The sequence below is a fragment of the Devosia sp. genome (genome assembly GCF_028290625.1).
GTDB lineage: Bacteria > Pseudomonadota > Alphaproteobacteria > Rhizobiales > Devosiaceae > Devosia.
This window is the reverse complement of the sequence record NZ_JAQGJM010000011.1, coordinates 22,686-45,481: the sequence shown is the minus strand read 5'-3', so window position 1 is coordinate 45,481 and position 22,796 is coordinate 22,686. Positions and strand designations below refer to the sequence as shown.

At 62.4% G+C, this 22,796-nt stretch carries 25 protein-coding genes; 11 read left to right on the top strand and 14 right to left on the bottom strand.

The features are described 5' to 3' along the window. Nucleotides 1–314 precede the first annotated feature (314 nt). Entirely contained in the window at nt 315–1,229 is a 915-nt protein-coding gene (locus tag JWR51_RS05585; RefSeq protein ID WP_299744836.1) for an aromatic alcohol reductase, read from the bottom strand. A 288-nt stretch (nt 1,230–1,517) separates the two neighbouring features. On the opposite strand from JWR51_RS05585, the gene JWR51_RS05580 reads away from it, so the two are divergent. Next, nucleotides 1,518–1,994: a VOC family protein gene (locus tag JWR51_RS05580; RefSeq protein ID WP_299744834.1), complete on the top strand. Its 477-nt coding sequence runs from the start codon at nt 1,518–1,520 to the stop codon at nt 1,992–1,994. A 41-nt stretch (nt 1,995–2,035) separates the two neighbouring features. Here JWR51_RS05580 and JWR51_RS05575 read toward each other — a convergent pair whose 3' ends face one another. Then, complete coding sequence (locus JWR51_RS05575; RefSeq protein ID WP_299744832.1) at nt 2,036–2,233, bottom strand: hypothetical protein; 198 nt, start codon at nt 2,231–2,233, stop codon at nt 2,036–2,038. A 222-nt stretch (nt 2,234–2,455) separates the two neighbouring features. On the opposite strand from JWR51_RS05575, the gene JWR51_RS05570 reads away from it, so the two are divergent. Continuing rightward, nucleotides 2,456–2,878: a VOC family protein gene (locus tag JWR51_RS05570; protein WP_299744829.1), complete on the top strand. Its 423-nt coding sequence runs from the start codon at nt 2,456–2,458 to the stop codon at nt 2,876–2,878. 37 nt (nt 2,879–2,915) lie between these two features. Here JWR51_RS05570 and JWR51_RS05565 read toward each other — a convergent pair whose 3' ends face one another. The 3 genes from JWR51_RS05565 to ppa form a co-directional block, all read right to left on the bottom strand. After that, the gene (locus tag JWR51_RS05565; protein WP_299744827.1) at nt 2,916–3,524 is read right to left on the bottom strand and encodes a chloramphenicol phosphotransferase; all 609 of its coding nucleotides are present in this window, start codon (nt 3,522–3,524) and stop codon (nt 2,916–2,918) included. Next, nucleotides 3,521–4,903 carry a serine hydrolase gene (locus tag JWR51_RS05560; RefSeq protein WP_299744824.1) on the bottom strand — a complete coding sequence of 461 codons (1,383 nt, stop codon included), beginning with the start codon at nt 4,901–4,903 and terminating at the stop codon, nt 3,521–3,523. The genes JWR51_RS05565 and JWR51_RS05560 overlap by 4 nt, the downstream gene beginning before the upstream one ends. Nucleotides 4,904–4,966: 63 nt before the next feature. After that, complete coding sequence (gene ppa, locus JWR51_RS05555) at nt 4,967–5,500, bottom strand: inorganic diphosphatase (protein ID WP_299744821.1); 534 nt, start codon at nt 5,498–5,500, stop codon at nt 4,967–4,969. 118 nt (nt 5,501–5,618) lie between these two features. Between ppa and JWR51_RS05550 the strand changes: the two genes are divergently transcribed. Further along, the gene (locus JWR51_RS05550; protein WP_299744819.1) at nt 5,619–6,194 is read left to right on the top strand and encodes a hypothetical protein; all 576 of its coding nucleotides are present in this window, start codon (nt 5,619–5,621) and stop codon (nt 6,192–6,194) included. A gap of 13 nt (nt 6,195–6,207) precedes the next feature. Here the strand turns inward: JWR51_RS05550 and JWR51_RS05545 are convergent, their stop codons facing one another. Beyond that, entirely contained in the window at nt 6,208–6,648 is a 441-nt protein-coding gene (locus JWR51_RS05545) for a TerB family tellurite resistance protein (protein WP_299744816.1), read from the bottom strand. A 237-nt stretch (nt 6,649–6,885) separates the two neighbouring features. Between JWR51_RS05545 and JWR51_RS05540 the strand changes: the two genes are divergently transcribed. Genes JWR51_RS05540 through JWR51_RS05530 form a run of 3 tightly spaced genes read left to right on the top strand, consistent with a single transcriptional unit; the run spans nt 6,886 to nt 12,711 of the window. Continuing rightward, nucleotides 6,886–7,695: a hypothetical protein gene (locus JWR51_RS05540; RefSeq protein WP_299744813.1), complete on the top strand. Its 810-nt coding sequence runs from the start codon at nt 6,886–6,888 to the stop codon at nt 7,693–7,695. Then, entirely contained in the window at nt 7,580–9,259 is a 1,680-nt protein-coding gene (locus JWR51_RS05535) for a DNA polymerase Y family protein (protein ID WP_299744810.1), read from the top strand. Before JWR51_RS05540 ends, JWR51_RS05535 begins: the two co-directional genes overlap by 116 nt. Further along, a complete protein-coding gene (locus tag JWR51_RS05530; protein ID WP_299744805.1) occupies nt 9,256–12,711 on the top strand; it encodes an error-prone DNA polymerase in 3,456 nt (1,151 codons plus the stop codon). Before JWR51_RS05535 ends, JWR51_RS05530 begins: the two co-directional genes overlap by 4 nt. 2 nt (nt 12,712–12,713) lie before the next feature. Here JWR51_RS05530 and JWR51_RS05525 read toward each other — a convergent pair whose 3' ends face one another. Both JWR51_RS05525 and JWR51_RS05520 read right to left on the bottom strand, forming a co-directional pair. Continuing rightward, nucleotides 12,714–13,004, bottom strand: coding sequence for a 4a-hydroxytetrahydrobiopterin dehydratase (locus tag JWR51_RS05525; RefSeq protein ID WP_299744803.1), 291 nt, complete (start codon nt 13,002–13,004; stop codon nt 12,714–12,716). Between the two features lie 81 nt (nt 13,005–13,085). After that, nucleotides 13,086–14,096, bottom strand: coding sequence for an LLM class flavin-dependent oxidoreductase (locus JWR51_RS05520; RefSeq protein ID WP_299744800.1), 1,011 nt, complete (start codon nt 14,094–14,096; stop codon nt 13,086–13,088). Between the two features lie 270 nt (nt 14,097–14,366). Here JWR51_RS05520 and JWR51_RS05515 point away from each other — a divergent pair, with 270 nt between their 5' ends. Further along, nucleotides 14,367–14,930 carry an acyloxyacyl hydrolase gene (locus JWR51_RS05515; RefSeq protein WP_299744797.1) on the top strand — a complete coding sequence of 188 codons (564 nt, stop codon included), beginning with the start codon at nt 14,367–14,369 and terminating at the stop codon, nt 14,928–14,930. A gap of 65 nt (nt 14,931–14,995) precedes the next feature. Here the strand turns inward: JWR51_RS05515 and JWR51_RS05510 are convergent, their stop codons facing one another. From JWR51_RS05510 to JWR51_RS05485, 5 genes are all read right to left on the bottom strand, one after another. Beyond that, a complete protein-coding gene (locus JWR51_RS05510; protein ID WP_299744794.1) occupies nt 14,996–15,508 on the bottom strand; it encodes a hypothetical protein in 513 nt (170 codons plus the stop codon). Nucleotides 15,509–15,729: 221 nt separating this feature from the next. Then, on the bottom strand, nt 15,730–16,080 hold the full coding sequence (locus JWR51_RS05500; protein ID WP_299744791.1) for a DUF1801 domain-containing protein: 351 nt from the start codon (nt 16,078–16,080) through the stop codon (nt 15,730–15,732). 75 nt (nt 16,081–16,155) lie between these two features. Further along, entirely contained in the window at nt 16,156–16,548 is a 393-nt protein-coding gene (locus JWR51_RS05495; protein WP_299744788.1) for a VOC family protein, read from the bottom strand. Nucleotides 16,549–16,574: 26 nt separating this feature from the next. Continuing rightward, entirely contained in the window at nt 16,575–17,000 is a 426-nt protein-coding gene (locus JWR51_RS05490; protein ID WP_299744785.1) for an SRPBCC domain-containing protein, read from the bottom strand. Continuing rightward, nucleotides 16,997–17,320 carry a metalloregulator ArsR/SmtB family transcription factor gene (locus JWR51_RS05485; RefSeq protein WP_299744783.1) on the bottom strand — a complete coding sequence of 108 codons (324 nt, stop codon included), beginning with the start codon at nt 17,318–17,320 and terminating at the stop codon, nt 16,997–16,999. The genes JWR51_RS05490 and JWR51_RS05485 overlap by 4 nt, the downstream gene beginning before the upstream one ends. A 160-nt stretch (nt 17,321–17,480) precedes the next feature. Between JWR51_RS05485 and JWR51_RS05480 the strand changes: the two genes are divergently transcribed. Together JWR51_RS05480 and JWR51_RS05475 are read left to right on the top strand one after the other, a co-directional pair. Beyond that, nucleotides 17,481–18,032: a hypothetical protein gene (locus JWR51_RS05480; protein ID WP_299744780.1), complete on the top strand. Its 552-nt coding sequence runs from the start codon at nt 17,481–17,483 to the stop codon at nt 18,030–18,032. A gap of 163 nt (nt 18,033–18,195) precedes the next feature. Next, nucleotides 18,196–18,996: an alpha/beta hydrolase gene (locus JWR51_RS05475; RefSeq protein WP_299744777.1), complete on the top strand. Its 801-nt coding sequence runs from the start codon at nt 18,196–18,198 to the stop codon at nt 18,994–18,996. Here the strand turns inward: JWR51_RS05475 and JWR51_RS05470 are convergent. Then, complete coding sequence (locus JWR51_RS05470) at nt 18,993–20,183, bottom strand: NAD(P)/FAD-dependent oxidoreductase (protein WP_299744774.1); 1,191 nt, start codon at nt 20,181–20,183, stop codon at nt 18,993–18,995. The genes JWR51_RS05475 and JWR51_RS05470 overlap by 4 nt on opposite strands. A 467-nt stretch (nt 20,184–20,650) precedes the next feature. On the opposite strand from JWR51_RS05470, the gene JWR51_RS05465 reads away from it, so the two are divergent. Both JWR51_RS05465 and JWR51_RS05460 read left to right on the top strand, forming a co-directional pair. After that, nucleotides 20,651–21,694: an aspartate-semialdehyde dehydrogenase gene (locus JWR51_RS05465; protein WP_299744771.1), complete on the top strand. Its 1,044-nt coding sequence runs from the start codon at nt 20,651–20,653 to the stop codon at nt 21,692–21,694. 173 nt (nt 21,695–21,867) lie between these two features. Next, nucleotides 21,868–22,752: an EamA family transporter gene (locus JWR51_RS05460; protein ID WP_299744768.1), complete on the top strand. Its 885-nt coding sequence runs from the start codon at nt 21,868–21,870 to the stop codon at nt 22,750–22,752. Nucleotides 22,753–22,796 lie beyond the last annotated feature (44 nt).

The window sequence follows — 22,796 nt, the reverse complement described above, 5'->3', positions numbered from 1 at the left end:
CCATTGCCCATGCCAGAGCGCGATCATGACGAGTGATGAGCGTGGGAACTGCCGGGGAGCCTGGGTCGCCAGGGTCCCGCATGGACGCTGACAACCAGCCGGGTGGCGGTCGCAGTGGCACGGTGTGCCGCTAACATCGTTGATAAACCGAGCCCGCAAGGGTGGCTGCTCGATGCGCATGTGCAAAATCCCGGCGCGATGGCGAGACCCGAGTTTCACCACACTGCGGTTCTACCCGCTCCGAGACTTCGGTCTCGCCATTGCCGCTCGCCAAACCCGCCGGTTTTCCGTGCGGCGCTTCTGCATGCCCGATGCTAGCGGCTGCCCTGGCGCGCCAGCATGCCGGTCGCCAGATCGCGCACACTGGTCCAGCGGATCGACGGAAACCGCGCATTGTCGACCGGATCGAGCTTGGCTTTGCCGCTCATCATGTTGCGGCTGTATTGCATCTGCTGCCAGCGCGGGAATTCCTGGGTCTCGCCCTGCGGGTCCGCGGTGCGCGCAGCCTCGATGGCGCGGCCGAGGTCGTCGATGCTGCCGGCGCACACCAGTGCGAACGGCGTGCCGGTCAGCTCGCCCCCCAGCGCCGCCAGGCCCGTGGGGCTGATCTGGTCGCCGGCCACGCGCACATAGCGCGGCGCCTGTGGGTCGAGTGCGACGAGAGCCGACGCCGCGGCGGTATCGTCCATCGTGGTCAGGTCGAGCAATTGGTCGGGCTCGCCCCAATAGCTGACGCTGTGCTTGCGCAGGTCGAACAGCGGCATGCCATAGGCCAGCAGGTCCATGAACATGCCATTGAGAACCGAGACCGCCTCGATCGGCGCGGCGTCGAGAATCACGCCGAAGTCGCGGCGCATGTCGAAATTGCGGTTGGGTTCGCCGGCGGTCCTGGTGAAATCGGCCGCATAATCCGAGGGGATGAAGCGCCGGACGCCCACTGCCACCGCGGCCTTCAGCAGGTTGCCCTGCGTGCCGATAATGACATCGCGCAGCCCCTGCAGTGCCGATACGACCACATCGGCGCCCTTGAGCGCGGCCTGCAATTGCTCGGGATCGGCCAGGTCGACCTTGACGATTCCGCAGCCGCTGGCGATCAGGCCCGCCAGCTTGTCCTCTCCCGTTTCGGGCCGCACCAGCGCCCACACCTCGGCGCCGTTCTGCCGCAGGGCCTGGGCGATGCGGCCACCGAGATTGCCGGTCGCGCCGGCCACGGCGATTGTCGATGTCATGGAAAAATCCTCACTGTGTCGCCAAGCAACGCCGGGGCTGCGGGCAGGTTGCCATCTGTCAGCGACGCCGGCGCACGCACTTATCCACGAGGCCGGGGCGGCGCGCTACCATGGTGTCGCTCGATGCGGTTCAGCGCGCCGGATCAGGTTCCTTTGTCCGTCCCCGCTACCGACCAGCGCGAGGGTGAAGGGCGTTAATACGGGAATAATCTGCCCCAGCACTCTTGTATTAGCGATAATATGCCGTAAAACTTCTGCCACAGCCGCTAGGGCATAGGGAGAAAGACGATGGGTGCGTTTCAGACGCTGGGTCATATCAATTTCAAGACGCGGGACCTTAAGGCCTCGATCGCGTTCTACGAGACGCTGGGGTTCAAGCTTTTCCTCGAGCTGACCGACGAGGACCACAAGCCGTGGATCGTCTATCTGAAGTTCGACGATAATCTCTATCTCGAGCTCACCGGCGGCGGCGTGGCGCGCTCGCCCGGCCCGGAGCCGACCGGCTTCAATCACCTGTGCATCACTGTCGATGACATGAATGCGGCGATCCGCGAGCTGGACGCGGCGGGCATTGCGCTGATGCACCCGTTCAATGGCAAGAAGGGCCTCGACAACAATTTTGGCGCCTGGGTGGAAGATCCCGATGGCAACCGCATCGAGCTGATGGAAATGGCCCCCGATTGCGTGCAGTTCGATGCCATCAAGGCGTTCAATGCCGGCAAGGGCCTGACCAGCCTCGTGCGCCCGCTCAATCCGCGTAAGTAATCCCCGGCGGGGGCAGGGCTGTCATAGTCCTGCCCTTGGCCTCAGATGCGCGGCGTGCGGGCCCGCATATTGGTCCAGTACAGCACGACCAGCCCGACAATGAGCAAGACGATGCCGACATAGAGCCACTGGCTCTGGCCCGACATGGCGCTCCCCGCGAGTACATTGGAACCCTGTAGCGTCCACAGCGCGCCGATCACCAGCAGGACCACGCCGACGATATTGCCGAGAATTTTCATGAAGATCTCCCGTGTTGGCGCGACGATGCGCTCGCGGTCAAAGAGCGGCAAATCACGTTTGCATTTCGCCCGGGAGGCGGTAAAACGGCCTTGTCGAAAAAGGTTCAGTCGGTGCGGTTAGCCCGACCCCGTGTTGGCGGGTCCTGTCCTTCGCTTAGGCGATGAGTCCCAAGACCTTTGACGCTGACGCAATGGTGCGGCAGCGCGCAGAAGGACTTGGATATGCAAAACCAGATTTCCGTCATTACGCTGGGCGTCACCGATCTTGCACGGTCGCGGCGCTTTTATACCGAAGGTTTCGGCTGGCGGCCGGTGTTCGAAAATGCCGAAATCGCCTTCTACCAGATGAACGGCTTCGTGCTCGGCACCTTCCTGCAAGCCTCGCTGGAGCAGGATATGAACCGCTCTGGCCTGGTCCGGCCCGGCGCATTCTCATTGGCGCATAACGTGGCCAGCCAGGAGCAGGTGCAGATCGTGCTCGATCAGTTGGCCAGCGCCGGCGGGCGCATCCTGCGTCCCGGCGATGCCCCGCCGCATGGCGGGTTTCGGGGCTATGTGGCCGATCCCGATGACCATGCCTGGGAAATCGCCTGGAACCCGTCCTGGCCGATCGATGCCGATGGGCATGTGACCTTCGGGCTATAGGCGAGCCCTGGTTGCGGTCGTTCTGCGGCCGCAACCACTACAGCCGGGCAAGCTGTTCGAAGGCGCTGATGATCGGTGGCTCGGCAATGGCTGCCGCGATGGCCGCCGCGCATTGTTCCGGACTGGTTGTGGAGGTGTCGACTGTGAGGTCGTAAATCCCCGGCAGATGCACCGCCTCCTGCCAGCGCAGCACCGGCGGCGGTGCCGTTTCGCCAGTGGCATAAAACCCGTTCTGTGGATCGGCATTGCGACGGGCCATGATGGTGTTGAGCGGGCAATAGACGCCGACGAACAGCACCGGCAGGCCCACCAGGCGCCGGGCACAGTCGGGCAGGATGCCGAGCGGCTGGGAGTAGTCGTCGTGATGACCAAAATCGGCAACGACGTTCAGCCCCAGCCGGGCATGGGCGGCGATGCTGTCATAGAGCGCCGCATAGAGGACCGGCACTGCGACTTCCAGGTCCGGCCGTTCGCCGCCCGGCCGAAGCCCTATGCCGGGCATTAACTGCGACGGCGTGGCCTTGGCATAGGTGTCGACGCCCAGATTGATCCAGGTGCCATTCAGGCTCGCTTGCACCGCTGCGGCGATCGAAGATTTCCCCGCTCGTGGCGCACCGTTTAGAATGACGATCTGGCCGAGGCTCATGGTTGCCGCGGCCCCGGAATGTCCTGACCGTTTTGATGCAGGATTATGCTGGTGGCCTTGCCATCAGGCCCCATGGTGAAGCTCAATTGCGCGTCGACAACCTTGTAGAAGAAATTGTGGTCGCCTTCGAAGAACACCTGGTTTTTGGGCTGGTTCGTGGCCTGGACGAACAGGCTTCCATCCTCGGCGGTGACGGTCAGCACGAAGTCCGGCGCCAAGGCGTAATCGCCGACATAGTTGGCCAGCAGCGCCGGATCGATGTCGACCGCGACATGGCGCTTGGGCTGCGCGGCCAAAGCCACGCTCTGGTCCAGCAGGTGCAGGCCGATATCGTTGATGCCGCTTGTGGTCGAGGTATTGGCCAGCACGACAGCGCCCACCTTGCTGGCGCGGTTGACGCCGATAAAGGCCCAAAAGCCGCCCGTAATGCCGTCATGCCAGACAGTCTGTTTGCCATCATGGTCGGTGATCAGCCAGCCCAGCGCGATATTGGTGCTGGGTTCGACCGGCCTGGTGCGCTCCAGCATCAGCGCGAAGGCGGCGTCCAGCGGCGTCGAGACCGCGCCGCTGGCGGCGGCGACGAATTTGGCCATGTCGGCGGCGCTGGACCGGTAGGCGCCGGCCGGCGCGAAGACATCGAAATCCCAATGCGGGGTGGCCTCCAATTGCCCGTCATGGCCGGTGGCGAGCCGCGCCGTCTGCTCCGGCGTCAGGGTCATCGCCGTGTCGGTCATGCCCAGCGGCTCCAGAATGCGGGTGCGCACCAAGGTCGAGTAATCCATGCCAGATTTGGTGGCGATGGCTTGGCCGAGCAGCGCCAGGCCCAGATTGGAATATTCGAACTGGGTGCCGATATCGCGGGGCAAGGTGTAGACGCCGAGGAACGCATAAAGCTGCTCGGCGCTGTAATCGGCAAAGGGATTGAACGGATCGGCCGGCGCCATATTGGCCGGCATGCGCGGCAGGCCGGAGCTGTGGGTCGCCAGGTCGAACAGCGTGATCTGCTTGCCGTCCCGCTCGGGGATGACCGTGCCCGCGGGCAGGTAATCGGCGACCGGGTCGTCGAGCTTCATCTCGCCGCGCAGTACCATGTCGGCCAGCAGCAGGTCGGTGAAGATCTTGGTGACCGAGCCGATTTCGAACAGCGTATGCTCATCGACCGGCGCGCCGCCGGTATCGAGATTGCCATGGACCACGAAACGCGGTGTGGCGCCTTCAACCAGACCCACCGCCATGCCGACGCCCTGGCCATCGCGGGTGATTCGGTCGGCCAGAATCTGGGCGACCGCCGCCTCATCGGGGAGCACAACGGGCGCTTGGGCCAAGGCAAGCTGGGATGTCAGCAACACGGCGGCCAGCGCCGCGAGAACGGGTTTCATGGTGATCTTCCCTCAGGACTGGTCCCGACCATGCACCCGTTTGCGGCGAGGATGAGACAGCGGCTACTTCGCCGCGTTGGCCCGCTCGATCGACTCGAGAATGACCTTCTTGGCATCCTCATAACCGCCGACATGGGAAATCTTGGCCCACTTGCCGGGTTCCAGATCCTTGTAATGAGTGAAGAAGTGCTTCACCCGCTCGACCTGGATCGGCTGCATATCGCCGATATCCTTGATGTTGTCGTACATCTTGGTGAGCTTGCTGACCGGCAAAGCGAGGATTTTTTCGTCCTGCCCGCCATCGTCTTCCATAAACAGTACGCCGAAGGGGCGGCAGCGCACGACCGCGCCAGGGACCAGAGGCCGCGAATTCATCACAATGACGTCGAGCGGATCACCGTCGCCGCACAGCGTGTGGGGCACAAAGCCGTAATTGCCGGGGTAACGCATCGGCGTATAGAGGAAACGGTCGACGAACAGCGCGCCACTGGCTTTGTCGATCTCGTATTTGATCGGCTCGCCACCCATCGGCACTTCGATGATGACGTTGAGGTCGTCGGGCGGGTTCTTGCCGGTCGGAATGGCGTCGATGTTCATTTGCTGTCAGGTCTCGTTCATACGGAGGGCGGCAGTCTGGCCGCGTTCTGCCTAGGGTACGCCCCAAAAGCAAGCCATATTGCCGCCGATACTGGTATGCGCATGAGGAGATGAGACGATGACGAAGACTTTTTGGTGGCTGCCCATACTGGCTTTGGCCGGCACATTTGGCGTGGCACAACCCGCCTTCGCCGGCTTCAACAGCGCCTATACGGATATCAATCTGGACCAATGCCTGGTGCTCAACGCCGACGATTTCGGCGCCAGTTGGGCCTGCCCCGGCTACAAGGGTTATCCGCTGCAGATATCGGAGGGCGATCTGCGCTTCGTCATCTCCTATGGTTTCAATATCGACGATGAACCGGGCCGCTCGCAGAGCCTGGGGCCGTTCAATCACCTTGGAGCGAAACTGGAATGGCGCCTCAGCAATGCCTCGGGCGGCTGGCTGCCGGTGGCCACCATCGTGCGCTATTTCACCCAGAACCAGGAAACCTATGAGGAAACCAACGAGGTGCTGGTGGTGACCCAATTGCTCGAAGGCCAGACCTGTCACATCGCCTATATCGACGCGCTGGCCAATCCCAATGCCAACGAGCTCGCCCGGCAAGCCGCCGACAAGGCCGGCAAGTTCGACTGCGTTAATGACAAGGTGGACATCATCGGCAAGTTCACCGCCTGGGACGCGCGCGATTGAGCCTGGCGCGGGCTTAGGCCTTGCCGCCCTTGCCGATCTGGTTGCGCAGAATGGTGCGGTCGCGCGCGGAAACGCCGATCAGCTCGGCGATGCGCCAGACCATGTTGTCCTCGAGCTCGTGATTGTCCTTGTCGGAGAACACCACGGTCCACATCATGCGAATGATTTCGATGCGGTCCTCATTGTCCAGCGAGGACAGGGCCGAGGTGAATTTGTAGAAATCCACCGATTCGGCGTCGCGCAGCGAGGCTTCCTTGACCAGCCGGTCCACTGCGGTTTCATCGAGATCATAGTGATCCTGCAGCGCGCCCTTGATGGCCTGGCGTTCCTCATCCTTGACCTGTCCATCGACGGCCGCCAGATGCACCAGCAGCGCCGCCACGGCCAGCTTGGGGTCGTGGATCGAGGTGGCGGCTTCCGGTTTGTTGAACAGGCGGGACAGGGCCTCGAACATGCGGGCCTCCTTTGACGAGCGACGAAACGACACTATTGGGGCACGCCGGGAGGCAGGCCAGACCACGATAGACAGCGGCCCGGATTCTCTCAAGACGGCGGCGCAGGCATCACGCGGTCTTGTGCGGCGCTGATGCCGCGTCGCCACACCTGAGGCGAGGGAAAAGAGTCAGCTTGACTCTGGAGCGGCATTTGGTGTTCCCTGTTTGTTCTAAAAACAACAGGAATGGTTGGCTCCATGAGCAACCCGGCAAAACAGGAACGGCTGGCGGCGTTACGCGCCAGCATCGCCAATATCGAGCGGCGGCCGGTGCTGAGCGAGCCGGTCAGCGTGCAGGATCACGAGCCCGATCGGTTCATCGTGCCGGCGCCTGGCCTGGTGCAGGAAGTTTTTGCCGACGAGCGCCGCAATAGCGCGGCGCTGCTGGGTTTTGCCCTGGGGCAGGTGCGCAGCCTGCTGACCCCCACCCGCCGCGCGGTGATCTATCTGCAGATGCTGGCCGAAGCCCAGGAGATGGGCCTGCCCTACGGGCCGGGGCTCGCCAGCTTCGGCTTCGATCCCGATGCGCTAGTGTTGATCCGGCCGGCCAATATTATCGAGCTGCTCTGGGCCGTCGAGGAAGCTTTGGCCTGTGGCGCGGTGGCGGCGGTGATCGCCGATATCGCCGGCCATCCCAAAGTGCTCGATTTCACCGCCAGCCGCCGCCTCAGCCTGCGCGCCGATGCCGGCGGCACGTCATTGTTCCTGCTGCGCTATGGCGCCTGGCGCGAGGCCAGCGCCGCCCAATTGCGCTGGCACCTGACGCCCGCGCTCAGCGCCACCACGCAATTCGATGCCCGCGCACCCGGAGAAACCCGATGGCGAGCCCGGCTGGAACGGGGCGTAATCGGCGACAGGCAAAACCAGGAATGGCTACTGGAGTGGACGCAAAATGGCTTTCAGATCGTCGCTGACAGGAGAAGACACCCAGCCGGGTCTGTTGAACGACAGGCGCTATCTGGCGCTCTATTTGCCGACCTGGCCGACCGATTATCTGAAGCGGGCTGAACCGGCACTGACCAGTCCTTTGGCGCTTTACGAGCGGATTAAAGGCGGGTTGCGGTTGGCAGCGGTGGATCGGCTGGCTGGGGCGCAAAAGCTTTTTATCGGACAGAATCTTGCCGATGCCCGCGCCATGGTGCCGGATCTGACTGCGCGTGAAATCGATCTGCCGCTGCTGGAAGCGGCGTTCGGCACCTTTGCCGATTGGCACTCCAATGCCAGCCCGCTGGTGGCGGTAATGAGCGACATGAACGTCTATGGTGATCTGGTGCTCGATATCACCGGAGTATCGCATCTGTTTGGGAGTGAGCTGGGCATGTTGCGCACCCTGGTGCTGCGCTTGCGCCAACTGGGCTATGCCGCCGACGGTGCCGTGGCTTCCACCATCGGCGCCGCCTGGGCCGCCAGCCATTTCGCTCCGAACCGCGTCGTTCCCGCTGAGCAGACGGGGGGCCTGCTCGATGGCCTTTCGGTCGCGGCCCTGCGTCTGGCGCCGATGCAAGTGGCGGGACTGATCCAGATGGGCCTCAAGCAGATCGGACAGTTGCGCGGCCGTGACCGCAAGGGCTTGCAGGCCCGCTTCGGGGCCTCCCTGATCATGCGGCTCGATCAGGCCTTTGGCTACGCCGAAGAGCGCATAGCTCCGCGCCTGCCCGTTGCCGAACGTTATGCCGAACGAAAATTCCCCGATCCGATCGGGCTGATGGACGACGTGCTGATGACCACTCAGGACCTGGCCATCCAACTCGGCATTCGTCTTGAAAGCGAGGGGCTTGGTGCGCAGGCGTTTCACCTGTTTCTTTATCGAGTCGACCACAAGGTCATGACGCTGTCGGTCAATGCCGGCAGCCCGACACGCGATCCTGATCATATCGCGCGGCTGTTCGCCAATCGTGCCGAACGCCTGCAGGGAGAATACGACGCCGGCTTCGGCATTGATATGATCCGCCTGGCAGCCAGCTCAGTGGCGCCGTTGGAGCCAAGTCAGTTGGGGGCATTTTCGCGCGGAGACGATACGGATCTGGGCCACCTTTACGATCGCATGAGCAGCCGGCTGGGCACACTGTCGGTCGTGCGTAGCGCCTTCGTCGATACCCATATTCCCGAACGTGCGGTGCGGCTTGAGCCGGTGATTGCCCGCAGTGCCGACAACCCCGCCGCGGCGCCGGATCCCGAACAGGCGCGTCCTCTCCGACTGCTGCCTATGCCTGAACCAATCGGGATTACGGCCGAAGTGCCTGACGGTCCGCCGATGGCGATGATCTGGCGCAGGGTGAGCTACAGGTTCGTCAAGGCCCAGGGTCCGGAGCGGCTCAATGCCGAATGGTGGCGCAGCGGCCAGCGCCTCGTCCTGGTCCCGCCCCTCACGCAACAAGAACTGAATGAGCTCAAACAACAGGGCAAGGAGCCGCCCTACACACCGAATGTACCGCTTTTTTACACCTGGAACGCCGTTCGTGATTATTACATCGCGGAAGATGCTGGCGGTCGCCGCTTCTGGCTGTTCCGTCTCGGTATCTATGGTGTGGCGCCAAACCCAACCTGGTATTTGCATGGGTTTTTCTCATGAGCGAGGTTGTTCCTTTCACCAAGTCGCCAGGAAAAGCGGTCGCGGTGTCCTTGGCGCCAGCCTTTACCGAACTGGTCACGACGAGCAATTTCTCTTTCCTGCAGAGCGGTTCACATCCCGAAGAATTGGTTTCGGGCGCCATGCATCTTGGCCTGGACGGTTTGGGTCTCTGTGACCGCAACAGCTTTGCCGGAGTAGTCAGGGGCTTTGTCACGGCGCGCGAACGCGGCGATGATTTCTCCGATTTCCGCTATCTGGTCGGCGTGCGACTGTGTTTCGCCGATGGCACTCCCGACATCGTGGCCTATCCCGCTGATCGGGTAGCCTATGGACGATTGTGCAAACTGCTCACTATCGCCAACCAGAATGGCGAAAAGGGCAAGCCGCTGTTGAAGCTGACGGATTTGCTGGCATCGGAGGGTCCTGTCACCTCGACTGACTATCAGGGGCCGGCCGAAAACTTTGCCGCGGGTCAGCTTTTCATCCTCATCCCCGATGAACGCCACTGGTCCTTGAGCGAAACCGTACTCGCTAGACTGGCCCGGCACTTCCCCGGCAATGTCTGGGTGGCGGGTATTGCGCGCTATCTTGGTCGGGACCGAGCTCGCCTCAATCGCATTGACGATCTAGGCCGCCGCTGTGGCGCGCCTATGCTGGCCAGCAATGACGTGCTGTATCACGACCCGGATCGGGCTATCGTTCAGGACGTCGTCACCTGCATCCGCGAACATCTGACACTGGAAACAGCGGGGCGGCGGCTGCAGGCCAATGCCGAGCGCCATCTCAAGCCGCGAGACGAAATGGCGCGGCTTTTTGCCGAGCATCCGGAAGCCATTGCTGAAACGCAGCGCTTCACTAACCGGATCGGATTTTCGCTCAATCAACTCGAATACAATTATCCCGAGGAAACCATTGGCAATGGCGAGACGGCCCAGCAAACGCTGGAGCGACTGACCTGGGAGGGCGCCGCCAAACGCTTCCCCCAAGGTTTGCCGCCCGGCACCGAGGGGCAGATACGCGAAGAGCTCAAACTCATCGACGAAAAAGGGTATGCCGCCTATTTCCTGACGGTGCAGGATATCGTCCGTCACGCCCGTTATGATCTGGGCATTCTCTGCCAAGGCCGCGGCTCGGCGGCCAATTCGACAGTTTGTTATTGCCTCGAAATCACTGAAGTCGATCCGCGCAAGGCCACTCTGGTGTTCGGGCGGTTTATCTCGACCGAGCGCGACGAGCCTCCTGATATCGACGTCGATTTCGAGCACGAGCGGCGCGAAGAGGTGATGCAGTACGTCTACCAAAAGTATGGCGGCAAACGCACCGGGCTCACCGCCAACGTCATCTGCTATCGCTCCAAGAGTGCCATCCGCGAGACCGCCAAGGTGTTCGGCATTTCGGACGACACGATCACCGCCTTCAATCAATTGCACTGGGGTTGGGGATCAGGTGTCGATTTGCGCAATGTCGCCGGTATCGGCCTTAACCCGGATGATCCGGTCCTGGCGCAAATGTTCGAGGTGGTGAAAGTGTTGCGAAGTTTTCCGCGTCATCTCAGCCAGCATGTGGGTGGCTTTGTCATCACCCGGGACTCGCTGGAAAGCATGGTGCCGATCAGCAAGTCGGCCATGGATAGCCGCACCATCATCGAATGGAACAAGGACGACATCGATGCCCTGAAGATCCTCAAGGTCGATGTGCTGGCGCTGGGCATGCTGACCTGCCTTCAGCGAGCGTTCGGGTTGATGGAAAAGCATTACAAGCGCGAAGTGAGGCTTGCCGAACTCCAAAATGAGGAGTTCGAAGCTCCGGCGCTCGCCAAACCGGTCTATGCGATGATCCAGCGCGCCGACACGATCGGGGTGTTTCAGATCGAAAGTCGCGCGCAAATGTCCATGCTGCCGCGCCTGAAGCCAGAGAAGTTCTACGATCTGGTGATCGAGGTGGCGATTGTCCGACCCGGTCCGATTCAGGGCGGAATGGTGCATCCTTATCTCAAACGCCGGCAAGGTATCGAGAAGGTTGAATACCCCAGCAAGGCGTTGGAGGCGGTGCTCTATCGGACATTAGGCATACCGCTGTTTCAAGAACAGGCCATGCAGATTGCTATTGTGGGCGCTGGATTTTCAGCCGGACGCGCGGACGAATTGCGTCGTGCGATGGCCGCCTGGCGACGTACCGGCAAGATCGAGCAGTTTGAAGCCGATTTTCTCGCGGGTATGGAGAAGAACAACTACAAGCCCGAATTTGCCCGCAGTGCCTTCGAGCAGATCAAGGGTTTTGCCGAATACGGCTTTCCCGAAAGTCATGCGGCGTCCTTTGCGCTGCTGGTCTATGCCTCGTGCTGGCTCAAATGCCATTATCCGGATGTGTTCCTCTGTGCGCTGCTCAACTCCCAGCCGATGGGCTTCTATGCACCCAGCCAGCTGGTACGCGATGCTGCCGAGCATGGTGTCGAGATCCGCGCCGCCGATATCAACTGCTCGGACTATGACAGCTCGCTGGAAGAGGGCGGCTGGGCCATTGGGGAGCATATTTGGCCCAAGCACGCCGGGATGCAGAACGATATCCGCTCGGACAAAGCGCTCCGATTGGGTCTGCGGCAGGTCGAGGGGCTGGCCAAGAAAGACATTTTGCGCATCGTCGAGCAGCGCGGGGAGGGCTATGCTTCAATTCGCGATCTCTGGCTCAGAACCGGAGTGCCTGTCGCCAGTCTCGAAAAGCTGGCCCGAGCGGATGCTTTCGCCCAGTCATTAAAGCTCAATCGGCGCGAGGCGCTGTGGGCGGTCAAAGGACTGGTGGGCAGCCATGGCGCAGAAACGCTACCGCTCTTTGCCGCCTCTGGATTGCCCACCGGGTCGGCTATGGAGGAGTCGGGTAACCTGCCCCCGATGTCCCCTGGCGAGGAGGTCATTCACGACTATGCCAGTCTCACTCTCTCGCTCAAGGGACACCCCGCACAGTTTATGCGGCCTATGCTGGATGCGCGCGGGACGACACGGACATGTAACCTTTCTACCGTGACACCGGGACACCGTATCGAGGTCGCCGGGCTGGTGCTGGTCCGGCAGCGGCCGGGGACCGCGAGCGGGGTGATCTTCGTCACGCTGGAAGACGAGACAGGCGTGGCCAACCTAGTGGTCTGGCCCAAACTGTTCGAGAATGACGTGATGCGCAGGACATTACTGTCGAGCCGCATGCTGGCGGTCAAAGGCAGGGTGCAGGCCGAAGGGCTGGTGATCCATGTCATCGTCGAAGACATGACCGACCTGACGCCCCAGCTTCTTGCCATCAGCAATGGTGCCGATATCGGCGATGCCGTGGTAGCGCGGGCCGACGAAGGCAAGTCCGGACCGCCAGTCAGCCCAAGCCGGGATCGCCATGTTGTGCGCGAGGAAGAGATGGCCCGCCGCCGCGCCTATGCGGCTTTGCCGGGCGGGCGCAATTTTCATTGAGGTCAGGCGAGGATGGCGTCGATGGCTTTGGCGAGGGCGACGTCCTTGTCGGTCAGGCCGCCGGCATCGTGCGTGGAGAGCACGATGGTGACGGTATCGTAGGCGTTGGACCAGTCGGGGTGGTGGCCAGCCTTGTCGGCGGCGAGGGCGACGCGGGTCATGAAGCCGAATGCTTCGGAAAAGTTCTTGAATTTGAAGACGTGGCTGATGGCGTCGCTGCCCTCGTCATAGACCCAGCCATTGAGGCCACGAAGGGCCGTGTCGCGCTGCTTGGAGGTAAGCTTGTCCGCCATTTTATGATGTCCTGTTCCCGCCGATGGTCCCGTCTAGACCTCGAACACGCCGGTTCCGTGTCCGGTTCCAACACGGCGCGATTATTGCCGCGGTTCGATACCAAACGCCTCGGCGACGAGCCGATAGGAGCGACGACGAAGAGCGTAGTCGTGGATGGTGGTGGTGATCATCACCTCGTCGGGGTTGCTGTCGGCGACCTTGGCCATGATCTGGTCGCGCACGGTCTGGGGAGAGCCGACGATCCAGAGCGTCGATTGATGCTCGATGATGCGGCGTTCCTGTTCGGTATAGGCGTGGGCCGTCGCTTCCTCGGGAGAGACAAGCTTGCGGATCTGGCCGGAATGGAACAGCGCCCAGCTCAGTTCCTGGGAGCTGGAGAGATAGCGCGCCTCCTCGTCGGTGGGGGCGCACACGACCGAGACGCACATCATCGCATAGGGCTTTGGGAACGCCTGCGTGGCCCTGAACGCATAGCGGTAGGATTCGAAGGCCGGCGCAGGTGGCGTATGGCTGAAATGGGCGGCGAAGGCGTAGCCGATGCCCAATTGCCCGGCCGCCTGCGCGCTGGCGCCCGAGGAGCCCAGCAGCCAGAGCGGGGGCAGGCTGATGCCGCCCGGCGCGACCGGCACGCGCGAATAGGGATGGTCGGGCGGAAAACTGTCTTCCTCGAAGGCCATCAATTCGCTGAGATAGGCCGAAAATTCCTCGCCCCCACCGGTACGCAGTGCCCGCATGGCGTAGCCGTCGCCGCCCGGTGCGCGACCCAGGCCCAGGTCGATGCGGCCGGGATGCAGGCCCTCGAGCGTGCGATAGGCCTCGACAATACGCAGTGGCGCGTGGTTGAGCAGCATGACGCCGCCGGAGCCGACGCGGATGGATTTGGTGTGCGCCGCAGCCGAGCCGATCAGGATTTCGGGGACCGAAGAGGCAATCGAGGGCATGCCGTGATGCTCGGCATACCAGAGGCGGGTAAACCCCAAGGCGTCGCCCAGTTGGGCCAGCTTTATGGTCTCCGCCATCGCATCGGCGGTGGAAATGCCTTCGGCGATCGGGGCAAGGTCCTGCATCGAGAGGGGAATAAGTGCGGTCATGGCGCGGCGTCTTTACGGGATAATCAACGGAAGGGCGGGACAAAACTGTTGCTGGATTCTATATCGGCAAACTACGATGAAAGCGAGATGGGGAATCGGCGCGTTTAACGGCCGATGAACGAAGATAGCGCAGTGTCGGCGTGTTCGGTTCAGCACAGGCGGCCAAGAATTGCCGTGATGGCATTGACTTGGCCCGACGATGACGGCTCATAGGGGCAATGTAAGGTTCGAGTGCGGCAGATGGCTTTTCGACGGATAATCGGTTTGGTGATGCTGTTCGCAGCGGCTGCTGCGGCGCCAGCGAGCGCGCAGGATTTGCTGTCGCCCAAGCCGTTGGCCGGCTGGGTCGATGAATTGCGCTTCGGCATCCACACCTATGACGTCGACTATGCGGCTCTGCCGTTTCGGGTTGGGGAATGGGACGTCAGCCGGATCGAGAATGTCAGCTTCGACGTGTTGTTCACGACGCCCGAGCTGGATGCCTTCCGTTGGATCGGCTCGCCGCGGCCCGAACTGGGCGCAACGGTCAACTTCGGCGGGCATGAGAGCCTGGCGCATCTCGGGCTGACCTGGCAGTTGCCGATCTTCGATACGCCGATTTACCTTGAAGGCACGTTGGGCGCCGCCGCCCATACGGGGTATAATCAGGGTGCCCCTGCGGGCACGAAGAATTTCGGCTGCTCGGTCAATTTCTACCAGCGCTACGGTATCGGCACCAAGCTGGGCGACAATGCCACGGCAACGCTGACCTATGAGCACACGTCCAATAACGACTGGTGCGACGCCAATGACGGGCTGTCCAATTTCGGCCTGCGCGTCGGCTGGAAATTCTAGGACCGCTAAGGCCGTCTAGTAACAGACCTGATCGCAAGCCGCCGGTTTCATTCGGCGGCTTTTTTCTAATAGCCGTCCACCAAAGCCGAGATGCGAGCGGTGCCGATCTGGTGCAAGCAGGCGTTGCGGACATCGCGCAGTGCAGGGTCGAGCACGGCTGCGACGGTTACGACTATTTTGTCGAGGAACGCGATGTAGTCGGTGACGGGCACCTCGATGTCGTTGTCCAGGCAAATGTCATCGACTGTGAACTGGCCATCGGCGATCAGCTGGAGCACGGCAGGGGCGTTGGTCTTGAGGGTGCGCGACAGGGTGATGACTAGGCCCTCGGCGGTGCCCGCATCGGTGCCGGGCGCGAGCAGGGGCACGAGGGCGATCCAGTCCTGATCGCCGGTCTCGATCTGGTCGAGTACGCCGAACCAGGGATTGTTTTCCGCGTCGCCATTGTCGATCGCCTGCACCACGGCGGTCGGGTTATCCTTGGCCAGCATGGTGCGGATGAGATAGGGCGTGAGATCGCCAGCGAGAGCGGGGTAGGTGAGGGCGACGAAAGCAAGAGTTACGGCAAAGAAGCGCATGGGAACCTCCTCCTGAGCCAAGGTGAGGAGGATAAATGATCGCGGCCGGCTGAACCAGAGCTGACTAAGGCTGCGACTACATCTCGGGATCGGCCGCTAGGATGATCTGGCGGATGCTGGCCAGCGTCGTCCCGCGCCAATCGGTGAGGCTGGCGATAAGCTGGTCGATCTGTTCGGTTGGGGTCATTGCGGCATGCCTCCGATTCTTGGTTTTGAGCGGCTCAGCGCGCTGCCCGTTGTACGATCTCGGCGATCCGGGCTTCCGTGGCCTCATCGAGCGTTTCGAAAAACCAGGCGGAGGCCATGAGCTGGTCGCTGGCGCCCGCCTCGCGGATGTGATGCGCCTTCTCGGTCAGCCCGAAGGTCATGTATTTTTCGTCCAGGCGGAAGAAGCAGAGGGCGGGGCCGTTGCCCTTGGCATAGCCGGGCATGCCATACCAGATCCGGGCCTGCAGGACCGGTGCACTGCGCAGGATGAGCGCATGAATGCGCTCGCCCATGGCATTGTAGGGTGCGCGCAACGCGGCGATCCTGGCGCGGACTTCGGCTTCGCCATCAGCTTTCGTTGCCATTGCGATCACTCCTGTCTGGCGATCCGCCGCTCGCGGCGCCGGTTGGCGATGTAGGGTGCGACGAACATACAAAGCCTACCAGCGCGCCAATTGGGTGATCTGGATGAGGTTGCCGCAGGTGTCGTTCAACTGGGCGATGGTGGAGCCGGTGACCTCGGTGGGCGGCATGCTGAATTGTCCGCCACGCGCCGTGATGCGCTCATGGTCGCCCTTGATGTCATCGCTATAGAACATGACCGCGGGCTGGCCCTGCTGGAACATGGCTTGCTGATAGGCCTTGGCCGCCGGATTGTCGTTGAGCGCCAGTTGCAGTTCGGTGCCCTCCGGCTCGTCGGGCGAGATCACGGTCAGCCAGCGATAGGGGCCGTTGCTGAAATCGGCCTTGACGGCCATGCCCAGGATGTCGGTGTAGAAGCGCAGTGCGCGTTCCTGGTCGTCGACGTAAATCGTGGTCAGCCTGATCTTCATGGGTCTTCTCCTGTGGTTGGGGTTCGTCAATCGGTCCGTGCCAGGACGGCGTCGAGGGCGGTGAGGAATTCGCGCCAGCCGGCGCGGGCCCCATGGAACGCCTGGGTCTGGTCGGGCCGGAAGCCCGCCTGTTCCATGCGCAACAGGGTTCCGGCCGGGATCGGCGTCAGCGTCCAGGTGACGACGCTGTCCAGCCCATAGGCGGCCCAACTGTAAGACAGCGTCTTGTGCGGCTCGACCGCCAGAACTTCACAATCGATCACCACGTTCACGCCCGGCATCGGCTCGCGCCGCAGGTTGAACTGGTGGCGGGCGATCGGGCTGAAATCGTTCTTCATCAGCCATTCCTCGATCAGGTGCGGCTGGGTCAGCGCGCGCCAGATTTTTTCGGGTGGATGGGCGATTTCGCGCTCGATGACGACCGAGCGGGTCTGGGTGGCGGCGTCGCTCATTGGTCCATCCTCTTGAGCAGATCTTCCAGGTCGTCGAAGCGGTTTTCCCAAAACCCCGCCATTTCCCGCGTCCAGTCGACCAGGGGAGCCAGCGCGCCAAGCTGGGCGGTGCAATGAGTCTGGCGGCCCTCGTGGCGGTCAATCACCAGCCCGGCCTGCTTGAGAATGCCGAGATGCTTGGAGACGACGGGTTGCGACACGCCCGCATGGACGGTCAGGGCGCCCACGGTCTGTTCGCCCTCGCGGCACAGGCGCTCGAAGATGGCCCTCCGGGTCGGGTCGGCCAGCGTCTTGAATAGCAGGTCCTGCGAGGTGAGCATTTTTTATCCATACCTGGATGGCTATGGATTAATCTATAGCCATCCAGGTATGGGTTAGTCAAGAGGGCCGGATCGAAAGCATTTGGTCAGCATGATTTGATTCAAATTTTGACGATGGCGGCAACCGGGGCTCAACTGCGTTTTTCAGGGGTGGGCGCTGATGGGCCGGGTTGGATTGCGAGCGCTGGTCGGGTTGGTGCTGCTGGTACTGGCCAGCGGGGCGGCACAGGCGCAGATGAATTGGCTGCCCGAAATGCGCGCGGGCGTGGTGACCAGCGGTGATGCGCTGCTCGATCCGGGCTCGATCCGCGACGCCAATGTGGAGTTGCTATTCGCGGTGCCTGATCTCAATGCCTGGGCGGTGCTGGGCGAGCTGCGGCCGCATGTGGGTGCCAGCGTCAGCTTTGGCGAAGGCGAGAGCGATATCTATGCGGGGCTGAGCTGGACGGTGCAGGTACCGGTGTTGCCGGTGTTCGTGGAAGCCAGCGCGGGGGCGGTGCTGACCAGTGCGCTGGTGAACGCGCCGAGCGGGGACGCGTCACGCAATTTCGGCTGCGGCGTGGCGCTGAGGCTGGCGGGAAGCGCCGGACTCCAATTGCCGGCGGGATTTTCGCTGATTGGGACGCTGGAGCATCTGCCGGATTTTGGGACCTGTGACGATCCCCACCGGGCGGCAACCAATCTGATGGTGCGGGTCGGCCATAGATTTTGAGGTCGGACTGGTCCTAGAGCCCACCGTCCCGGGGCAGGCCGGTGATTGATAGGGCAATCGCATCATGTTCGTGCAGGCCGCATAGATAGAATGTTTTCTGGTGGGCATTGTCGAAGCGGGCGTCGGCCAGTCGACGAGGTGCGACAGACACAGGAGCATCGACATGATTTGGCACGACGACGGGTTGGAAATTTTCGCGGCTGAGGGCGCGGCCTTGCCAGCTGGCGGCGAAACGGGAGCCGTGGAGCATAGGGGCGCACGCATCTGGCATGTGAGCTACGGGACCGGCGCGCCGGTGATCCTGCTGCATGGCGGGTTGGGCCATAGCGGCAATTTTGCCCATCAGGTGCCGGCGCTGGTGGGGACCGGCTATCGGGCGGTGCTGATCGACAGCCGCGGGCATGGCCATAGTACCCGCGATGGGCAGCCGTTCAGCTACGATTTGATGGCTAGCGATGTTCTGGCGGTGATGGACGCGCTCAAGATCGGGCGGGCACCGATCGTGGGGTGGAGCGATGGCGCCTGCATCGGGCTGGCCATGTCCCGGATGGCGCCGGAGCGGGTCAGCGGCGTGCTGTTTTTCGCCTGCAATGTGGATGATAGCGGCACCAAGCCGTTCGAATTCACACGGATGCTCGGCAACTGCATCGGGCGGCATCAGGCGGATTATGCGGCGCTATCGACGACGCCGGACGATTTCCAGGCGTTTTCCGACGCAGTCGGGCTGATGCAGCGGACGCAGCCGAATTATTCGGCGGCGGATCTGGCGGCAATCAGCGTGCCGGTGACCGTGGTGCAGAGCGAGCATGACGAGTTCATCAAGCCGGAGCACGCGGCTTATATCGCCCGAACCATTCCGGGGGCGGAACTCGTTGAGCTGAAGGAGGTCAGCCACTTTGCGCCATTGCAGCGGCCCGAAGTGTTCAACGCGGTGGTGCTGGGTTTCCTGGAGAAGCTGCCTTAAGCCGCTTGGCCGGCCGCCCACCCTGAAGCCCAGGCCCATTGGAAATTGTAGCCGCCGAGCCAGCCGGTGACGTCGACGACTTCGCCGACAAAATAGAGGCCGGGGACAGCGCGGGCCGCCATGGTCTTGGCGTCGAGGTCGCGGGTATCGACGCCGCCCAGGGTGACTTCGGCGGTGCGATAGCCTTCCGAGCCGACCGGCTTGAGGCTCCAGGCCTTGAGCTTGGCTTCCACGATGGCGAGCTTCTTGTCGGGGAAGTCGCCGATCATGGTGTGCATGTCGAGCTCATCGCCGAGCAACTGGGCCAGCCGCTTGGGCAGGGCATTGGCGATGATGGTCTGCACCTGCAGCTTGGGCGTGGCGGTGCGGGCCGCGCGCAGGAAATCCATGGCGCTGGCATTGGGCATCAGGTCGACCGAAATCGAATCGCCTTCGCGCCAATAGGAGGAAATCTGCAGGATCGCGGGGCCGGACAGGCCGCGGTGGGTGAATAGCAGCGCTTCCTCGAACTTGGTCTTGCCGTGGCTGACGATGGCGTCGGTGGCGATGCCGGCCAGCTCCTTGAGCCTTTCCAGCGCTCCGGTTTCGAAGGTCAATGGCACCAGAGCGGGGCGGGTCTCGGTGACGCGGAGGCCAAACTGGGTGGCGACCTGGTAGCCGAAACTGGTGGCGCCCATCTTGGGAATGGATTTGCCGCCAGTGGCGATGATCAGGCTGTCGCTGGTGGCGTAGCCGGAGGCGAAGCGGACGGAAAAGCCGGTCTCGGTCTTTTCGACGGCCTCGACATTGGTCGAGAACGAGAAGGCGACGCCGGCCTCGCGCATTTCGCCCAGCAGCATGGTGTTGATCTGGGTGGCGGGGCCATCGCAGAACAATTGGCCGAGCACTTTTTCATGGAAAGTGATGCCGTGGCGGCGCACCAGCGCGATGAAGTTTTCCGGGGTGTAGCGGCTCAGCGCCGAGAGGGCGAAGCGCGGGTTCTGGGACAGGAAACGGTCACGGCCGATCTCGACCGTGGCATTCACGTTGGTGAAATTGCAGCGGCCGCCGCCGGAGATGCGGATTTTCTCGCCGGCATATTGCACATGGTCGACCAGCAGCACCGTGCGGCCGCGCTTGCCGGCCTCGATGGCGGCCATCATGCCGGCGGCGCCGGCGCCGAGAATGATTACGTCGTAATGGGCCATGTTTTTTGGGTCTTTCAGGTTTGGCGCAGTTACAGCCATGGAGGTCGGGGAGGCAAGCCTTGAGTGCCCAACCTCGTGGTTCGAGGCTCGCTAAGAGCTCGCACCTCACCATGAGGTTTCAAAACTCTCAGTAGCCTCATGGTGAGGCGTGAGCGAAACGAGCCTCGAACCACGGGGCGTGCCACCACAGCCCGACCAAATTCATTGACTCTTTGCCATTTGGGCGTATGAGAACCGTGCTTTCAACAAAGCAGTCAAACCGATGCGCAGCGCTTTCATCATCGCCATGATGACCACCACCGGGCTTAAAGCCCGTCGTGGTTTTGCTGCGTTTGCAACCAAAACTACCAAAACCGCCTGACGCTTTTCCCCGGGTCGTCTCCCGACGGGGAGAGGCTGAACCCGGATGGGCCGCGACGCACAGCGTCGCGCGGGGGCGGAAATGGTAAGGGACTGGAGTTCCAAAAATGGGTTATCGCGTCGCTGTTATCGGTGCCACTGGCAATGTGGGCCGTGAAGTTCTCAACATTCTGGCCGAACGCAAGTTTCCGGCCGACGAGGTGATCGCTCTCGCCTCCTCGCGCTCCACCGGGCGCGAAATTTCCTACGGCGACAAGATTCTCAAGGCCAAGAATCTCGACGACTACGACTTCAAGGGCGTGGATTTCGCCATCATGTCGGCGGGCTCGACCATTTCCAAGGACTGGGCGCCCAAGCTCGGGGCCATGGGCATCATCGTCATCGATAATTCCAGCTTCTGGCGTTATCATTCGGACGTGCCGCTGATCGTGCCCGAAGTGAACGCGCATGTGCTGGACGCCTATATGGCCAACCCCAAGCGCAACAATATCATCGCCAATCCGAACTGCTCGACCGCCCAATTGGTCGTGGCGCTCAAGCCCCTGCACGACTTTGCCAAGATCACCCGCATCGTGGTGTCGACCTACCAGTCCGTTTCGGGCGCCGGCAAGGAAGGCGTCGACGAGCTGTGGAACCAGACCAAGGGCATTTTCGTCAACGATACAGCCACGGTCGGCAAGTTCCCCAAGCAGATCGCCTTCAACGTCATCCCGCACATCGATGTGTTCATGGAAGACGGCTACACCAAGGAAGAGTGGAAGGTGCTGGCCGAGACCAAGAAGATTCTCGATCCCAAGATCCGCGTAACCTGCACCGCCGTGCGCGTGCCGGTGTTCGTGGGCCATTCGGAAGCGGTCAATATCGAGTTCGAGAACCCCATTTCGGCCGACGAAGCGCGTGACCTGCTGCGTGAAGCGCCGGGCATTTCGGTCCTCGACAAGCGCGAGCCGGGTGGCTACGCGACCCCGATCGACGCGGTTGGTGAATACGACACCTTCGTGTCGCGCATCCGCGAAGACAATACGGTTGAGAATGGCCTCGCCATCTGGGTGGTGTCGGACAACCTGCGCAAGGGCGCGGCGCTCAACGCGATCCAGATCGCCGAGACGCTGATCGAGCGTGGGTTGATGGACAAGCGGGCGGCGGCGTAAGAGCCCCCTCACCCTGACTATTCTGCTGAACGCAGAATGGTCAGTCCCTCTCCCGCAAGGGGAGAGGGGGTACGACCGATAACTCTCGGCTCTATTACCTTCTCCCCTTGTGGAAGAAGGTGCTCGAAGGGCGGATGAGGGGTGTCCGGCACCACCCGCAACTAGGACCTGTCATGCCCCTGCGCGACCTGCTGCTTGCCCTTCTTGTCGTCATCGTTTGGGGCCTCAATTTCGTGGCCATCAAATGGGGCGTGGCGGAGGTGTCTCCATTCCTGTTGACGGCGCTGCGCTATATCGGCTGTGCGCTGCCGGCGGTGTTTTTCATTCGCAAGCCGGCTGTGAGTTGGAGCCTGCTGATCGTCTATGGCGTGACGGTGGGCGTGCTGCAGTTCAGCCTGCTATTTTCGGCGGTAAAACTGGGCATGCCGGCGGGGCTGGCCAGCTTGGTCATGCAGATCCAGGTGTTCTTCACCATGGCGCTGGCTGTGCTGTTCCTGGGGGAGCGGCCGGGGCCGTTCCAGATCGGCGGAGCGGCGGTGGCCCTGGCGGGGCTGGGGGCGATTGCGGCCGAGCAACTGGGCGGCGCGGTGTTGGTGCCGCTGCTGATGACGCTGCTGGCAGCGTTCTTCTGGGGCATTTCCAATATCGCCACCAAGCGCGCCGGCAAGGTGGACATGCTGGGCTTCGTGGTGTGGGGGAGTCTGGTGCCGCCGATCCCCATGCTGGTGCTGTCGCTGGTATTCGAGGGACCGCAGGCCTTCGCGGCGCTGGGACATGTGAGCCTGCAGGCGATCGGTTCGGTGCTGTTCATCGCCTATGGCTCGACGCTGTTGGGTTATGGCGCCTGGGCGGTGCTGTTGGGGAGGCATCCCGCGAGTCTCGTGGCGCCGTTTTCGCTGCTGGTGCCGGTGGTAGGTTTTGCCGCAGCGATGGTGCTGCTCGGGGAAGCGGTCAGCAGCCTCGAAATCCTGGGCAGCGCACTGATTTTCGTCGGGCTGGTGCTCAATGTGTTCGGGCCGCGCGTGCTGGCGCGGCTGCGGTCCGCCCCAATAGCATAATGCCGCCCCGGCGAACCGGAGCGGCCAAAGGCGTTAGCTGACGG

Bases quoted from the DNA above. Each gene is read 5' to 3' on its own strand.
- JWR51_RS05585 (WP_299744836.1), bottom strand. From the start codon at position 1,229: ATGACATCGACAATCGCCGTGGCCGGCGCGACCGGCAATCTCGGTGGC.
- JWR51_RS05545 (WP_299744816.1), bottom strand. From the start codon at position 6,648: ATGTTCGAGGCCCTGTCCCGCCTGTTCAACAAACCGGAAGCCGCCACC.
- JWR51_RS05515 (WP_299744797.1), top strand. From the start codon at position 14,367: ATGCTGTTCGCAGCGGCTGCTGCGGCGCCAGCGAGCGCGCAGGATTTG.
- JWR51_RS05550 (WP_299744819.1), top strand. From the start codon at position 5,619: ATGACGAAGACTTTTTGGTGGCTGCCCATACTGGCTTTGGCCGGCACA.
- JWR51_RS05565 (WP_299744827.1), bottom strand. From the start codon at position 3,524: ATGAGCCTCGGCCAGATCGTCATTCTAAACGGTGCGCCACGAGCGGGG.
- JWR51_RS05460 (WP_299744768.1), top strand. From the start codon at position 21,868: ATGCCCCTGCGCGACCTGCTGCTTGCCCTTCTTGTCGTCATCGTTTGG.
- ppa (WP_299744821.1), bottom strand. From the start codon at position 5,500: ATGAACATCGACGCCATTCCGACCGGCAAGAACCCGCCCGACGACCTC.
- JWR51_RS05485 (WP_299744783.1), bottom strand. From the start codon at position 17,320: ATGCTCACCTCGCAGGACCTGCTATTCAAGACGCTGGCCGACCCGACC.
- JWR51_RS05530 (WP_299744805.1), top strand. From the start codon at position 9,256: ATGAGCGAGGTTGTTCCTTTCACCAAGTCGCCAGGAAAAGCGGTCGCG.
- JWR51_RS05575 (WP_299744832.1), bottom strand. From the start codon at position 2,233: ATGAAAATTCTCGGCAATATCGTCGGCGTGGTCCTGCTGGTGATCGGC.
- JWR51_RS05490 (WP_299744785.1), bottom strand. From the start codon at position 17,000: ATGAGCGACGCCGCCACCCAGACCCGCTCGGTCGTCATCGAGCGCGAA.
- JWR51_RS05570 (WP_299744829.1), top strand. From the start codon at position 2,456: ATGCAAAACCAGATTTCCGTCATTACGCTGGGCGTCACCGATCTTGCA.
- JWR51_RS05470 (WP_299744774.1), bottom strand. From the start codon at position 20,183: ATGGCCCATTACGACGTAATCATTCTCGGCGCCGGCGCCGCCGGCATG.
- JWR51_RS05525 (WP_299744803.1), bottom strand. From the start codon at position 13,004: ATGGCGGACAAGCTTACCTCCAAGCAGCGCGACACGGCCCTTCGTGGC.
- JWR51_RS05520 (WP_299744800.1), bottom strand. From the start codon at position 14,096: ATGACCGCACTTATTCCCCTCTCGATGCAGGACCTTGCCCCGATCGCC.
- JWR51_RS05465 (WP_299744771.1), top strand. From the start codon at position 20,651: ATGGGTTATCGCGTCGCTGTTATCGGTGCCACTGGCAATGTGGGCCGT.
- JWR51_RS05535 (WP_299744810.1), top strand. From the start codon at position 7,580: ATGGCTTTCAGATCGTCGCTGACAGGAGAAGACACCCAGCCGGGTCTG.
- JWR51_RS05580 (WP_299744834.1), top strand. From the start codon at position 1,518: ATGGGTGCGTTTCAGACGCTGGGTCATATCAATTTCAAGACGCGGGAC.
- JWR51_RS05560 (WP_299744824.1), bottom strand. From the start codon at position 4,903: ATGAAACCCGTTCTCGCGGCGCTGGCCGCCGTGTTGCTGACATCCCAG.
- JWR51_RS05475 (WP_299744777.1), top strand. From the start codon at position 18,196: ATGATTTGGCACGACGACGGGTTGGAAATTTTCGCGGCTGAGGGCGCG.
- JWR51_RS05540 (WP_299744813.1), top strand. From the start codon at position 6,886: ATGAGCAACCCGGCAAAACAGGAACGGCTGGCGGCGTTACGCGCCAGC.
- JWR51_RS05480 (WP_299744780.1), top strand. From the start codon at position 17,481: ATGGGCCGGGTTGGATTGCGAGCGCTGGTCGGGTTGGTGCTGCTGGTA.
- JWR51_RS05495 (WP_299744788.1), bottom strand. From the start codon at position 16,548: ATGAAGATCAGGCTGACCACGATTTACGTCGACGACCAGGAACGCGCA.
- JWR51_RS05500 (WP_299744791.1), bottom strand. From the start codon at position 16,080: ATGGCAACGAAAGCTGATGGCGAAGCCGAAGTCCGCGCCAGGATCGCC.
- JWR51_RS05510 (WP_299744794.1), bottom strand. From the start codon at position 15,508: ATGCGCTTCTTTGCCGTAACTCTTGCTTTCGTCGCCCTCACCTACCCC.